This is a genomic window from Citrobacter sp. KTE151, assembly GCF_000398845.1.
GTDB lineage: Bacteria > Pseudomonadota > Gammaproteobacteria > Enterobacterales > Enterobacteriaceae > Citrobacter > Citrobacter braakii.
In genome coordinates this window covers 228,476-242,829 of the sequence record NZ_KB976063.1, presented here as the reverse complement: position 1 = coordinate 242,829, position 14,354 = coordinate 228,476, and the positions used below count along the sequence as shown (strand labels likewise).

General features: G+C 49.1%; 13 protein-coding genes and 1 pseudogene. 9 read left to right on the top strand and 5 right to left on the bottom strand.

Annotation, left to right across the window (positions count from 1 at the left end):
• Positions 1-43 precede the first annotated feature (43 nt).
• Positions 44-367, top strand: a complete 324-nt coding sequence (locus tag WC7_RS20150) for a DUF2755 family protein (protein WP_016151998.1) — start codon at positions 44-46, stop codon at positions 365-367.
• Here the strand turns inward: WC7_RS20150 and WC7_RS20155 are convergent.
• Together WC7_RS20155 and sbmA are read right to left on the bottom strand one after the other, a co-directional pair.
• Positions 352-1,455, bottom strand: a complete 1,104-nt coding sequence (locus WC7_RS20155) for a DUF1615 domain-containing protein (protein WP_016151997.1) — start codon at positions 1,453-1,455, stop codon at positions 352-354. The genes WC7_RS20150 and WC7_RS20155 overlap by 16 nt on opposite strands.
• Before the next feature lie 16 nt (positions 1,456-1,471).
• The gene (sbmA, locus tag WC7_RS20160) at positions 1,472-2,692 is read right to left on the bottom strand and encodes a peptide antibiotic transporter SbmA (protein WP_016151996.1); all 1,221 of its coding nucleotides are present in this window, start codon (positions 2,690-2,692) and stop codon (positions 1,472-1,474) included.
• 383 nt (positions 2,693-3,075) lie between these two features.
• Between sbmA and ampH the strand changes: the two genes are divergently transcribed.
• Entirely contained in the window at positions 3,076-4,233 is a 1,158-nt protein-coding gene (gene ampH, locus WC7_RS20165) for a D-alanyl-D-alanine-carboxypeptidase/endopeptidase AmpH (protein ID WP_016151995.1), read from the top strand.
• Position 4,234: 1 nt separating this feature from the next.
• Here the strand turns inward: ampH and iprA are convergent, their stop codons facing one another.
• Together iprA and ehaB are read right to left on the bottom strand one after the other, a co-directional pair.
• Entirely contained in the window at positions 4,235-4,858 is a 624-nt protein-coding gene (iprA, locus tag WC7_RS20170; RefSeq protein ID WP_016151994.1) for a hydrogen peroxide resistance inhibitor IprA, read from the bottom strand.
• Positions 4,859-4,948: 90 nt separating this feature from the next.
• Positions 4,949-7,723: an autotransporter adhesin EhaB gene (gene ehaB, locus WC7_RS20175; protein ID WP_016151993.1), complete on the bottom strand. Its 2,775-nt coding sequence runs from the start codon at positions 7,721-7,723 to the stop codon at positions 4,949-4,951.
• Positions 7,724-7,748: 25 nt separating this feature from the next.
• Between ehaB and WC7_RS20180 the strand changes: the two genes are divergently transcribed.
• Both WC7_RS20180 and WC7_RS27310 read left to right on the top strand, forming a co-directional pair.
• A complete protein-coding gene (locus tag WC7_RS20180) occupies positions 7,749-8,729 on the top strand; it encodes an IS5-like element ISKpn26 family transposase (RefSeq protein ID WP_000019445.1) in 981 nt (326 codons plus the stop codon).
• Positions 8,711-8,938 carry a hypothetical protein gene (locus WC7_RS27310; RefSeq protein ID WP_369707886.1) on the top strand — a complete coding sequence of 76 codons (228 nt, stop codon included), beginning with the start codon at positions 8,711-8,713 and terminating at the stop codon, positions 8,936-8,938. Before WC7_RS20180 ends, WC7_RS27310 begins: the two co-directional genes overlap by 19 nt.
• Here WC7_RS27310 and WC7_RS26580 read toward each other — a convergent pair.
• A pseudogene (locus tag WC7_RS26580) lies at positions 8,879-9,073 on the bottom strand (hypothetical protein); the annotation flags it as partial. The gene WC7_RS27310 and the pseudogene WC7_RS26580 sit on opposite strands and share 60 nt — an antisense overlap.
• 510 nt (positions 9,074-9,583) lie before the next feature.
• On the opposite strand from WC7_RS26580, the gene hemB reads away from it, so the two are divergent.
• The 5 genes from hemB (at position 9,584) to WC7_RS20205 (ending at position 14,259) form a co-directional block, all read left to right on the top strand.
• On the top strand, positions 9,584-10,558 hold the full coding sequence (gene hemB, locus WC7_RS20185) for a porphobilinogen synthase (protein ID WP_016151991.1): 975 nt from the start codon (positions 9,584-9,586) through the stop codon (positions 10,556-10,558).
• A 511-nt stretch (positions 10,559-11,069) separates the two neighbouring features.
• A complete protein-coding gene (locus WC7_RS20190; protein ID WP_016151990.1) occupies positions 11,070-11,711 on the top strand; it encodes a PIG-L deacetylase family protein in 642 nt (213 codons plus the stop codon).
• 4 nt (positions 11,712-11,715) lie between these two features.
• Entirely contained in the window at positions 11,716-12,912 is a 1,197-nt protein-coding gene (locus tag WC7_RS20195; RefSeq protein WP_016151989.1) for a glycosyltransferase family 2 protein, read from the top strand.
• Positions 12,851-13,480, top strand: a complete 630-nt coding sequence (locus WC7_RS20200; RefSeq protein WP_016151988.1) for an LbetaH domain-containing protein — start codon at positions 12,851-12,853, stop codon at positions 13,478-13,480. Before WC7_RS20195 ends, WC7_RS20200 begins: the two co-directional genes overlap by 62 nt.
• Positions 13,477-14,259 carry a YaiO family outer membrane beta-barrel protein gene (locus tag WC7_RS20205; protein ID WP_032946969.1) on the top strand — a complete coding sequence of 261 codons (783 nt, stop codon included), beginning with the start codon at positions 13,477-13,479 and terminating at the stop codon, positions 14,257-14,259. Before WC7_RS20200 ends, WC7_RS20205 begins: the two co-directional genes overlap by 4 nt.
• Positions 14,260-14,354: the final 95 nt, after the last annotated feature.

Here is a 14,354-nt window from a genome sequence, read left to right as displayed (position 1 = left end):
CAGGCATCACGTCAAAAAAAGCAGGTTATTTCCGGAGGTCTTTATGGCTGATTTTACGCTCTCAAAATCCCTGTTTAAGGGCAAGCATCGGGATACCTCCTCCCTGCCCGGCAACATTGCGTATGCCGTATTTGTGCTGTTTTGCTTTTGGGCAGGCGCGCAGGTTTTAAATCTGTTGGCCCACGCTCCCGGCATCTATGAACAGCTGATGCAGTTGCAAATGCAAGAGACAGGACGCCCACGAGTTGAAATTGGCTTAGGCGTCGGTACCCTTTTTGGGCTGGTCCCTTTCCTTGCCGGAAGTCTGATTCTTGGCGCCATCGCGGCATTCGTGCGCTGGCGCCGCCGTCATCATAATGATGACTGACCCATACATTTCGCTCGACGATCGTCCACGCGTTTCGCAAACCACGCGGTGGTCAGATTACGTGTAATCTTCGGGCTTTCCAGCTGAATGCCTGGCAGCATTTCACGGGGTAGCGCTTTCCCGCTCTTCGCTTCTGCCAACTTATAGACCTTCTCGTACAGCGCGGTATCCTCAAAAGCCAGACTGTCACCTTTTTGCAGTTGACGGTGGATCTCACTCTCGCTCATCCCCAGCTTCCCGGCCAGTTTACGTACCGCCAGCTCGGTTTTGCCCGGCTCGCTGCTGCCGTAGAGAATCAAGTCACCATCCATCGCCAGTTTCACTCCGCTGGCTTTACTGACCGCATTCTGGAAAGCCGCATTGCGGCTGGCATACCATCCCGCATTGAAATCGGCGAAACGGAAGATTGGCGCGCTGTAATTCGCCGGGTAGTTAAGCAGATGATACGTACCGAACCACAACCCACCGCGGCGGCTGAACACTTCCTGACGAACTGTTCCCGCCATTTTCCACGGATACCCATCGGCGTGCTGCTCGGCAAACGCGATACTGACCTGCATTGGCCCACCGGTATGTACCGGATTAAGCGAACCAAACAGCGTCTGCCCCATCGGTACCATATTGATAAAATCATCAAAAATGGCGCTAAGCTGTTTTTCCGTTTTCACCGTATCCAGACGCTCGCTGTAGCTTTTCCCCGTTGGCGAGTTAATCTTCAGTGCGGTATGCACCACAAACTGCGGGATATGCATACGCTCGGCGCGCCGGTCGATCTCTTTCCAGGCGATTTTACTTAAGTTTGGAACGGCCGGATCCGCCTGATAGTTTGACTCCTGTTGCGCGACCGCCAGCACCGAACAGATATTTTCAACCGTCGGTGCCAGCTTCTGTCTTTCAAACGTCTTCGCTAAATCCTGCGCCCATGCGTCCCGGTCTTTCACGCTGGCGGGCATTTTCTGGCGCACCACGCTCGCCACATCGACGGCTTTCTCCCCTTTTTTTAGCGGCTGCGCGGGTTGGCTACTACATCCCACCAGCACCAGAGCGGCCAGACCGGACAAGGGGTAAAGACGGGAAACCGTCGACATAACATCTCCTTTTTTATTAACTAAGCGTATGGGTAACTTCCTGAATATCCTGGCCATCAAGCTCACGTTCAAAGCTGCGCAGACGCTTATAAATAGACATCAGTTCTACTAACGTTGTCCAGGAGTTAATCAAATACTGGAACGAGCCGCGCACCTGGCCAAACACGTTGGTGATTTGTGTCATCAGGCCGAGCGTAATCGTACCGGCAACAATCGACGGAAACAGCAGGAACAAGCCGAAAACGTTATCAACCTGCAGGTATAGAATGCGGGCGATATTGAAGTACATATAGTGAAAATAGAGGCGGAAGTAGTTCTGGCGCACCGCATGGAACAGTTCACGCACCGTCGGCGGGGTCGCACGATTAGCGTCATCTTCACCGTAAACCAGTTCTTTACGGTAGGCCGCTTCCACGCGCTGGTTTTTAAACTCCAGCCCCGGAAGTTTGATCCCGACTACCGCCAGCAAGCCGGTTCCCATCAGCGACCAGACAATCGCGGCAATCACCAGGCCATAAGGAACATGTCCAACAATGGGCAGGTCCGGCACATGGGCTGAGAGTGTGACCAGTACAGGTAAGAAGGCAATCAGCGTCATAATCGCATTGATAAAGCTGACCCCCATATCTTCAAGCGTGGAGGCAAAACGCATGGTATCTTCCTGCACACGCTGTGCCGCGCCTTCGATATGACGCAGATGCTGCCAGTGCGCCATATAGTGTTCGTTCATTGCGGTACGCCAGCGGAATACATAGTGGCTGACGAAGAAGTTGTTCATCACCCCAATGACCACAGCAATCAGCGCAATGCCAAGAAAGATGCCTACTTCATGATAGAACTGCTCAATCTTCACCTTATGCGGCGCACTCAACGCGGACTGAATCAGATCATAGAATGGCGCATACCAGGCGTTGACGGCGACGCCAACTTCAACCAGAAACCAGGTCACGAAAATAATCAGCGACGTGCCCAGTATGGACCAGTACTGCCAGCGGTGCGGACTGTGGATAAACCAGAATAGCGCGAACACCCCAACACAAAGAATGTAATACGCATAAAAAATCAGGTAATCCAGTGACCAGAATCGGGCCGCGCTAATCGGTACGTCTCCCGACGCGCCGGTAATATGTGCAACCCAGGCTCCCCCACCTCCTTGCCAGAATACAACGGCGACCAGTGCCCAAATAAATGCCGAAATAAAGAACGGCCCCGGCTTTGGGAAAAAAGACTTAAACATAGTGCTCTCCTGCTAACTTCTTATCGTTATGACGACTGCTGTGTATTTGCCACCGTGGAGTGCGGCGGCCAGACGGCTCACGCCCAAAAACACAAGCTGAAACCGACAAGTGTGACCAAAACCGCGGCACTTAGTTCGCACCCGGGTATGAAGAATTGTTTCTGTGATTTTCACACTCGACAACGTTCCAGCAAGTGCAGATTATCACAGCGTGAGATCACAAAAGCGAACATCCGTAATCCGGGAAACGCTCGCGTTTACTCATCGTTACGTTTTTCACACTATCATTGGCTGATAAGCGCTTTGCAATACGCCGATGAGTAGTATAAATACGCATACGCACGACATCCTTTTTCACTTTCTCTAACTCATGGACACCACCGTTGAAACGTAGTCTGCTTTTTTCTGCCGCGCTGTGTGCGGCGTCATTGACATCTGTCCAGGCGGCACAGCCTATAACCGATCCGGTCTTCGCCTCTGATATCGTCGATCGTTATGCCGACCATATATTTTACGGCAGCGGTGCTACGGGGATGGCGCTCGTGGTGATTGATGGCAACCAGCGCGTATTTCGCAGCTTCGGCGAAACACGCCCTGGCAATAACGTTCATCCGCAGCTGGATTCCGTTATTCGAATTGCCTCTATTACTAAATTAATGACCAGCGAAATGCTGGTGAAATTACTCGATCAGGGTACGGTTAAACTCAACGATCCATTGAGCAAATATGCGCCGCCTGGCGCGCGCGTGCCGACTTATCAGGGCACGCCGATTACGCTGGTGAATCTGGCGACGCATACCAGCGCGCTGCCGCGCGAACAGCCTGGCGGCGCGGCGAAGCGCCCGGTGTTTGTCTGGCCAACCCGTGAACAGCGCTGGAGCTATCTCTCAACCGCCACGCTTAAAGCCGCACCGGGTTCGCAGGCTTCTTATTCCAACCTGGCGTTTGACCTGCTGGCCGATGCGCTGGGAACCGCATCCGGAAAGCCTTATCCACAGCTGTTTGAAGAAAAAATCACCCGCCCGCTGGGGATGAAAGACACCACCTTTACCCCATCCCCCGATCAATGCAGACGCCTGATGGTCGCGGAAAAAGGCGCCAGTCCTTGCAACAATACCCTGGCGGCAATGGGCAGCGGCGGTGTTTATTCAACGCCCGGCGATATGATGCGCTGGATGCAGCAGTATCTCTCATCTGATTTTTACCATCGTAGCCAGCAGGCCGACCGTATGCAGACGCTGATTTATCAGCGTACGCAGTTAACCAAAGTGATAGGGATGGATGTTCCGGGTAGAGCCGATGCGCTGGGTTTGGGCTGGGTCTATATGGCGCCGAAGAATGGGCGACCAGGAATTATTCAAAAAACCGGTGGCGGCGGCGGCTTCATTACCTATATGGCGATGATCCCACAGCAAAACGTCGGGGCATTTATCGTGGTGACCCGCTCTCCGCTAACCCGATTTACCAATATGAGCGACGGTATCAACGATCTGGTTGCAGAGTTGAGCGGGAACAAACCGCAGGTTATTCCTGCATCCTGACTTAATATTCAAAAGGCAAACGGTTAATGCTCACCAGTTTGCCTTTATTCATTTCAATGTAACCACCTTTACGCAATGCTGCGAGAACCTCAGCGACAACTGAGCGTGAAATTCGCGTGCGTTGGTGAATATAGTTCATGACGCCGATACGCGAACGCAGTACGTCGTCCCATTTCATCATGGATATCAGCGTCGCGCGGATCTGATCGTAGGAGTTATTGCCGATCAGCTGCAGATCGCGCAACTCAAACATGGAATTTTGCCATGCTAACCAGCAAAAGGCTTCACGCCAAAGCTGGCATTGTTCAATTATATTTATCGTTTGCGAAGCAGGCAGGTGGTATCCCGTACAATTACTTTCGGTTATTAATCTGTATTGTACATCTGTTTTCATCACGCCATCAGAAAGGCCCATAATAAAAGGCGCCTGTGCAATCCCGACCAGCACGCTTTCTCCTCTACGCAGGGAAACAACACCACTTAAAATAACAAAAGTATCGTCACTATTAATATCGCTGGAAAAAATTATTTCTTTGTCGTTATCACACTCAAAGTGTTTACCATATTTCGCTAAACATTTATCAAGCTTACCAAACTCAAGAAGAGGTTTATTTGAAGATAGCATGTGCGTATTCCTTGCAAGAAATGCCCGTCAAATCCGTGACGGGCATTATTTCTAAATAAAATTACCTTTTATTTCTCTGCAAGAAAGTTGTTACCAGGTATATTTAACACCAACGTTTGCAGACCAGTCTTGATCGACATCACCGCCACCGAGGTAATTAGCATCGGTGTACGCGCTGAAGTTCTTGGTGAAGCTGAACTGAGTACCCAGCCCAACGCGTACCGCAGAACCTTCTACGCCGTTGTCGATAGAATCACCGTTTACATCAGAATCGTTGTTAGAGTCATCGTAAACGTAGGCCAGTTTGAAGTACGGGGTCAGCGCCTGGTCATCGCTGTAGGCGAAGGTATAACCCGCATCTACACCAAGTTCATAACGCATGCTGTCATAAGACTGACCGTCAACTTTCATGTCGTTGCTCAGCTTATAGTCATCACCAGACTGGAACAGACCGGATACGCTACCGTAAGGGGTTACGTAACCTGCGTCACCCAGCTTCAGGTCATAACCCAGTTTCAAGCCAAAGCCCCAGGCATCAGAAGAGGTGCTGCCATCAACATACTGACCGTTGCTCATGCTGGCAGACAGATCGTTATTGAAGTGGGAGTAGCTTAAGTTACTGTCAACAAAGATGTTGTTCGCAAAACGAGCAGAAGAGTAGATATAGGCAGTCTGGCTGTCCTGATCTACCTGACCAGTACGGTCACTCATGTCACCTTTCGCGAAGCCCGCCGCAGCACCGACAATCCACTTAGCGTTGTTACCATCGATTTTGGAATCAACACCGACCATGATGCCGTTAACATCCTGATCATAGTTAATGTTGCCGTTATCCGCATCGAAGCTGCCGCCGAAGTAGCTCACCCATGCACCACCGTTATCTACCAGACCATGACGCGCGTTAGTCAGACGAGTACCAACGGTGTCTTGTTCCAGGTTCCAGATATTGGTGTTGGCAGACGGAATGCTCAGCGCCATGTTCGCGTAGTCGGTCAGCTCCATCTGCTGCAGAACAACGGTGTTACCCTGCTGCTGAGCCTGATAGGTGTAAGCACCCAGGTCTGCTTTGTTGGCTGCAGAGAAAGTTGCGGTGCTGTTCGTGTCGTTAACGTAGATCAGCTCGTTACCCTTGTAATCAGCAACAGAACCTGCGCCAGTGGCGTTATCGATGCGAACTTTATAGTTACCGGTTGCCGCTGCTACGTGATCACCGTAGTTATCAACTTCAGACTGATCGCCTGAGGTGTCGGAATCGCCGTTACCGTTGATAGTCAGATTACCATCAGAGTTCATCGCGATCACGCCATAACCGTAGTTAGCCTGGCGCGTATCGTTAGTACGATCGTTGGTCAGGTCAGCATTTAATACATAGTTAGCGCTGTTGATGTCGAAAACACCCGCATTAACATGGTTGTAAGCGTCGGTGTAGCTGGTCAGATTCAGGGTATCAACCTGCAGCGCGTTCCCGGTGCTGTTGCCCACATCCAGAACGCCGTTGTTGGTGACGTTAATGGTATTGGCATACAGCGCGGCATTAAGCACATTCCAGCCAGCAGAGACATCATCAGCAATCGTTACGGTACTGTTGTCAATAGACAGCGTATTAGTCGCAACACGACCATCTTCATTGATGTTCAGTGCGGAAGCACCGGTCAGAGTGATGGAGTCAGAAACCAGCGCAGAATCACCCACGTTGACAACGGAACCGCTGTTGATGCTCAGAGTGTCAATCAGAGAAGTTTTGGTGGTATCCCACTGGGAAGCGCCGTTCAGCGTCACGTTGAACAGACCGCTCTGATAAACGGTATTGCCAACCACATGACCATTTTCGTCATAAGAGGTTGTGTCGCTATCGATACCGTAGGTTGAAGAAGGCCACAGGCTGTTGGCAGCGATATCAATCAGCGTAGCGGTGGCGTCAGTGCCCTCAGCATAGCTTTCGTAAACGCCATCACCATCAACGTCAACCTGATGGACGGACATTGCTGCACCAACCCACTTGCTGCCGTGGTTCAGGGTCAGATCCAGACGGTCAGTACCATCCCAGCCGTTGGTATCCAGATCGGCATCGGTATCACGGTAAGTATCAGCACCGTTCGGGAAGAAGTTCTCATCAAAGTTGCTGGAGAACAGCACATCGCCCATCAGCGTAGCGTTATCAAACGTGGCGGTGGTCTGCATCGCGTTATCTGCATTGGGATTAGCAATAACCGCCAATGCGATATCATTCGCGTTCCAACCGTTACCGTTGTAGTCGCTCGCATTGCTGGTGTTACCAAACCAGCCGGATCTTCCTTCATCAGACCAGGAACCGGAGGTGAGGGTCGAGTCGGTAACAGCGATAGTGTTGTTAAACACTTCGCCGCTGTTTACGCCGGTGATGACGGTATTATCGTCAATATCTTCCCACTCATAACCTTGAGTCAGGGTAATACCCGCGACGTGAGAGTTGTTGGAGATAGACAGATCAACTTCTTGATCCAGAGTGATAGCCGTACCCAGGTTATAAACGTCGACAACGTGCGTATCAGCCACGTCATTATAGGTACCGTTGTAGGTATAATGTTCGTAGTTGTCATCGATAGTGGAGTTGATGACGTTCATTGCCAGACGGTCGTAGTAATAGTCGGTACCCGTACGGTTAGTACAATCCGTGGTCATACATTCGGATGTCACCATTCCGTGAATGGTACTGTTTTTAATAGTCAGGCTGTTATAATTGCCGTTAGTTGACAGTCCATCATCCAGATAATAAGTAGAAATAACGCCGTTGACAGTAGCGTTATTGATTACCGGATAAATATCACCATTATAAATACTATGGAAGGTGCGAACAAGTTCCTGATATGAGATCATCATATTCATCCGGAGCGCATCCCAGAGGGACATCATGAGCCATCAACTCACCTTCGCCGATAGTGAATTCAGCACTAAGCGCCGTCAGACCCGAAAAGAGATTTTCCTCTCCCGCATGGAGCAGATTTTGCCATGGCAGAATATGACCGCTGTCATCGAGCCGTTTTATCCCAAGGCGGGCAATGGCCGACGGCCCTATCCGCTGGAGACCATGCTGCGTATTCACTGCATGCAGCATTGGTACAACCTGAGCGACGGTGCCATGGAAGATGCCCTGTACGAAATCGCCTCCATGCGCCTGTTTGCCCGATTATCCCTGGATAGCGCCCTGCCGGATCGCACCACCATCATGAATTTCCGCCACCTGCTCGAGCAGCATCAACTGGCCCGTCAATTGTTCAAGACCATCAATCGCTGGCTGGCCGAAGCAGGCGTCATGATGACCCAAGGCACTTTGGTGGATGCCACCATCATTGAGGCACCCAGCTCTACCAAGAACAAAGAGCAGCAACGCGATCCGGAGATGCATCAGACCAAGAAAGGCAATCAGTGGCACTTTGGCATGAAGGCCCACATTGGTGTCGATGCCAAGAGTGGCCTGACCCACAGCCTGGTCACCACCGCGGCCAACGAGCATGACCTCAATCAGCTGGGTAATCTGCTTCATGGAGAGGAGCAATTTGTCTCAGCCGATGCCGGCTACCAAGGAGCGCCACAGCGCGAGGAGCTGGCCGAGGTGGATGTGGACTGGCTGATCGCCGAGCGTCCCGGCAAGGTAAAAACCTTGAAGCAGCATCCGCGCAAGAACAAAACGGCCATCAACATCGAATACATGAAAGCCAGCATCCGTGCCAGGGTGGAGCACCCGTTTCGCATCATCAAGCGGCAGTTCGGCTTCGTGAAAGCCAGATACAAGGGGCTGCTGAAAAACGATAACCAACTGGCGATGTTATTCACCCTGGCCAACCTGTTTCGGGTGGACCAAATGATACGTCAGTGGGAGAGATCTCAGTAAAAACCGGAAATAACGCCAGAAATGGTGGAAAAAATAGCCTAAATAGGCTGATTCGATGTGTTTGCGGGAAAAAAATCGGCCCAGATCCGCGAAATTTTAATCAGCGAGTCAGCTTGGGAAGAAATGACCTGCTTATTCGCACCTTCCCTATCAGTGCCGTAATTGTTCCAACCGACATATCCATCGAAGTAAACGTCATCAACATGTGATGCGTCATTATAATGGGTGAACGTTGTGTACGTGGTTCCAGAAATATCAGTAGAAGCATTCGCCTGAGAAGTGATTGCCAAAGTACAGGCTAATGCTAATTGTGAGACTACAAGTTTCTTTTTCCAAGTGTGCATTTGTCATCCCTCCTCAGGGACGTAATATAGTTGATCCATCAATTATCAATGCAAAGAAAACATATTATGTTTCGCGGGGACGATTATGCGGTTTCACAAAGGAAAGGTTCAATTATTCTTTGCTAATCGTCCGAAACCGGACAACACTACGAATACTCCCTCCTCTGACACAAAAGACAAAAACACTCATCCTTTCAATTAAATACCTCACAGGATATATCTGAAACATATAATTAATAAATAACTCACCACTCACCCAAACAAATAAACAATAAATGAACAGTAATTATTTCCAGCTCTACAAAAATAAACGTATCGATATTTAAAATAATAAAAATAGAAACAAACAAAATAATGAATATAAATAATTTGCCATAAATATGAATAAATGGCTCTAATGATTCAGCCTTCCACGATGGAAAATCCATATATAACGCCAACTTTCGTAACCCCCCCACCCTCAGGTTCGGGTATACTACGGCCTTCGATTCCACAAACATCAGGCATACCATGACAGACCTAATCCAACGCCCTCGCCGCCTGCGCAAATCACCCGCGCTGCGCGCTATGTTTGAAGAGACAACACTCAGCTTAAATGACCTGGTGTTGCCGATCTTTGTTGAAGAAGAACTCGACGATTACAAAGCTATTGAGGCCATGCCCGGCGTGATGCGCATTCCAGAGAAGCATCTAGCGCGCGAAATTGAACGCATTGCTAATGCAGGCATCCGCTCGGTTATGACCTTCGGCATTTCTCATCACACCGATGACACCGGCAGCGATGCCTGGAAAGAAGACGGTCTGGTGGCGCGCATGTCGCGTATCTGTAAGCAGACCGTACCGGAGATGATCGTCATGTCCGACACCTGCTTCTGTGAATACACCTCTCACGGTCACTGCGGCGTATTATGCGAGCACGGCGTTGATAACGATTTAACCCTTGCCAATCTCGGCAAACAGGCGGTCGTTGCCGCCGCTGCGGGCGCAGATTTCATCGCCCCTTCCGCCGCAATGGACGGCCAGGTGCAGGCGATTCGCCAGGCGCTGGACGCCGCGGGCTTTACCGATACCGCGATCATGTCCTACTCCACCAAATTCGCCTCTTCTTTCTATGGCCCATTCCGTGAAGCCGCAGGTACCGCGCTGAAGGGCGATCGTAAAACCTATCAGATGAACCCGATGAACCGTCGGGAAGCGATCCGCGAATCGCTGCTGGATGAAGCCCAGGGCGCAGACTGCCTGATGGTCAAACCGGCTGGCGCATACCTCGATATTCTGCGCGATATCCGCGAGCGCACCGAGCTGCCGATTGGCGCTTATCAGGTCAGCGGTGAATACGCGATGATCAAGTTTGCAGCCCTCGCGGGTGCCATAGATGAAGAGAAAGTGGTGCTGGAAAGCTTAGGCTCGATCAAACGCGCTGGCGCGGATCTGATCTTCAGCTACTTCGCACTGGATCTGGCTGAGAAAAAAATCCTGCGCTAACTTTATTGTTCCATGCCGGGTGGCGTAAACCATCCGGCCTTTTATCGCCAGCCTAAAGATTCTAACGAGTACCAGCGCTCAGCGTCTTGCTGTTTATGATTCATTCTGAAAGTAATATCCCATCTGAAATTCATCATTACAATCAATATCAATTATTCGTAAATGAATACCAAAATGACATATGTATTCCATTCTTCTATTTGAAGGTATAGTTACAGTACAATTTAATAACTTCATTATCTAATTACAAAAAATAAATCATTCAGAAAAATCAAACTAGTAAAAAAATTAATGCATTCATTTTTTTTATTGATTAAGAAAAAACATCCTAACTTTCAATAAATATTATTTTTTGACTAATCAAATTACACACTGTAATATCTTTATTACGGCAAACACTAATCCATCCCGTCTTTCCAACAAGAGCTTAAAATATCTGAAAAACAGATATTGTGTTTATATTCATTGAACACCCAGATAACACTCTCATAGAAAAGTGAAGGATTTGATCATGGTTACATCATACCAAAAAGGGATATTAGCAATCGGTGCGCATCCGGACGATATCGAACTCGGATGTGGTGCCTCGTTATCCCGCTTAATAAAAGAAGGCTATCACGTTACTGCCGTCGTCATGACCGCAGGGGCTGAAGGGTGCGCTTTAAAAGCCGACCGACACGCAGAATCTCAATCGGCATTAACATCATTAGGCTGCCATCAGATTTTTCATTTTCATTTTGAGGACACACGCACACCGTACTTTGTTGATACGATGATCAAATCACTTGAAGACGTCATCACAAATCACATTCCCGAACAAATCAACATCGTGCGAACTTATACTATGCATGATTCTGACCGGCATCAGGATCATCGCGCGGTACATAAGGCTTCTATCGTTGCTTGCCGAAATATTCCCCAGGTTCTCGGTTATGAAACCCCCAGTACCTGGCTGACGTTTATTCCCCAAGTTTTTGAAAAGGTCAGTGAAAACTGTTTCATTCAAAAACTTCGTGCGCTTTCATTTCACCAAAGCCAGCAGCAACGTGATTATATGCGTACAGAACGTCTGCGTACCGTAGCTCAATTCCGAGGGCAACAGGCCGGATGTGAATTATCTGAAGGTTTTGTTGTTCACAAAATGATTCTCTAATTATATGAAAACAATATTTTTTATTATGATGAGCCTATGTATATTACTTTGGTTCCTCACAACCTTAAAACGAAAACCTAGTTTACGTAACGACAGTATTGACGCCATTATTCCGGCCTATAACGAAGGTCCTTGCCTGGCACAATCGCTGGAAAACTTGTTATTAAATCCCTATTTTCATCGAGTCATATGTGTAAACGATGGTTCCACTGATGATACCGAAATCATTATGCATAAAGTGAAAGAAAAATGGGGAGAACGCCTGATTACCGTGACGCAAAAGAATACCGGGAAAGGTGGCGCCTTAATGAATGGATTAAACTATGCTACCTGTGAGCAGGTTTTTTTAAGCGATGCAGACACCTATGTCCCTCCTGATGGTGACGGTATGGGATTCATGTTAGCGGAAATAGAAAATGGCGCCGATGCCGTTGGTGGAATCCCCTCAACACATCTGCCTGGTGCTGGATTGCTGCCACATATCCGTGCAACGGTAAAACTTCCGATGATCGTCATGAAGCGGACATTACAGCAGTTGCTCGGCGGTGCGCCTTTTATTATTAGCGGAGCCTGCGGCATGTTTCGTACTGATGTGCTACGCAAATTTGGTTTTTCCGATCGTACCAAGGTGGAGGATCTCGATTTAACCTGGACCCTGGTCGCGAATGGTTATTGTATCCGTCAGGCAAACCGCTGCATTGTTTATCCTCAGGAGTGCAATACCTTGGGCGATGAATGGAAACGATGGCGGCGCTGGATCGTGGGCTATGCCGTTTGCATGCGTCTGCATAAATCACTCATCCTCAGCAGATTCGGCATCTTCAGCATACTCCCAATGGTGCTGGTCGTGTTGTATGGCGTAGCAATCTATCTCATTACTTGGCAACACATCACGCTCACTATCGGCCCACATGCGATTGTGCTTTCCTTGTTTCCCATTATTTGGGTTGGAGTGGTTTGCTCAATTGGAGCATTTAGTGCCTGGTATCACCGATGCTGGAAACTTATTTTCCTTGCGCCTTTTTCTGTTTTTTACGTACTTCTGGCTTATTTAATTTGGATTGTATATGGACTTATTGCCTTTTTTACTGGACGTGAACCCCTACGTGACAAACCCACACGCTATACCGCGGTGGTGGATGCGCCAAACAATAACCCCCCCACAGCTACCCGCGGTGGTGAAGAACTATCTAAAGCTTAGCGAACAGAATAATAAGTCAGTATCCATTGCACCTGGCGTTGTTATTGATGAAAGCGCGGGAGCGGTGACGATCGGTGCTGGCAGTAAAATTTGTCATGGTGCAGTTATTCAGGGGCCTGTCGTAATTGGGGCCGATTGCATTATTGGTAATTACGCCTTTATTCGACCGGGTTGCTTAATTGGCAATCAAGTACGTATTGGCTATGGCACCGAAATCAAAAACGCAGTATTGGAATCGACGGCCACCATCGGTCCCCAATGCTTTATTTCTGACTCGGTTATTGGCAAAGGCGCTTACCTGGGCGCGCAGGTAAGAACCAGCAATCATCGCCTCGATGGTAAAACCGTGCATGTCAGGCTGGACGATGAAGACATTGATACAGGCTGCGAAAAATTAGGGTGTTATATCGGTCCCGGTGCGCGGCTTGGTGTTCAGGTCATTATTTTACCAGGCCGATATATCGCAGCTGAAAGCACAATTGGCCCACGGATAACCATCGAGCAAAACCTGCCAAAAGGTAAATATATCCTCAAACAAGAGATCTCCAGTCTCGTAGGTGAAGAATAATGAAAAGGACTTTATTTGTATCGTTGATACTCAGCACGGCTTCTCTCCCGGCTGAAGCAACCGACCTGAAGCTGACAGCCGGATACGACTTTACTGATTATTCGGCAGGGCATGGCACCCGTAACGTCATGTTCAGCGAATTAAAGACGCAGATTGACGATGGTGCCGCGGTTTTCAATATTTCCGAAGGCAGACGCGATTACGACAACGGTGAATCATGGAACGCGTTACGTGGCCGCGCGACCGTTTGGTATAACTGGAATCAGTGGTTATCAACAAAAACGGGTCTGGCAATTGCCGAAAACACCCCCGTTTTTGCCAGACGCGATGCTCAGCAGGATATCAGCGTAAAAGTTCTACCTAAAACCGTATTTACCTTTGGTTATCGCTATGCCAACTACTTTGACGATACGGACGTCAATGCTTTTTCAGGCGGAATAACTCTGTATACCGGACCGTTTATCACCTCATGGCGTTATACGCATTACGATACTGAAGATGCTGGGGGAAGCTATAGCCACATCGTTTCACTGCGTCTGAACGACCTGAACGGTAAAGGCAATACGCAGCTCTGGGTAAGCCGCGGAACGGGTGCCTATACCTATGACTGGTCACCGGACACCAAAAAAGGAACGTTAAAAAGCATCAGCCTGCGTCGCAATCAGCCGCTGACCGAGCAATTAACTCTCGGTCTTGCCCTCGGCAAACAATGGTATGAAACGCCGGTTGAGAGCTATCACAGCCAGCAAATTCTCGCCGATCTCACCTGGCAGTTTTAAATCTCTCCCCCTCGATAGGGGAGAGTCAACCACCAATGAAATAGCCATTCTCTCAGCCCTCACGCCGCCATCCATTAATCAATGCCGGATACGCA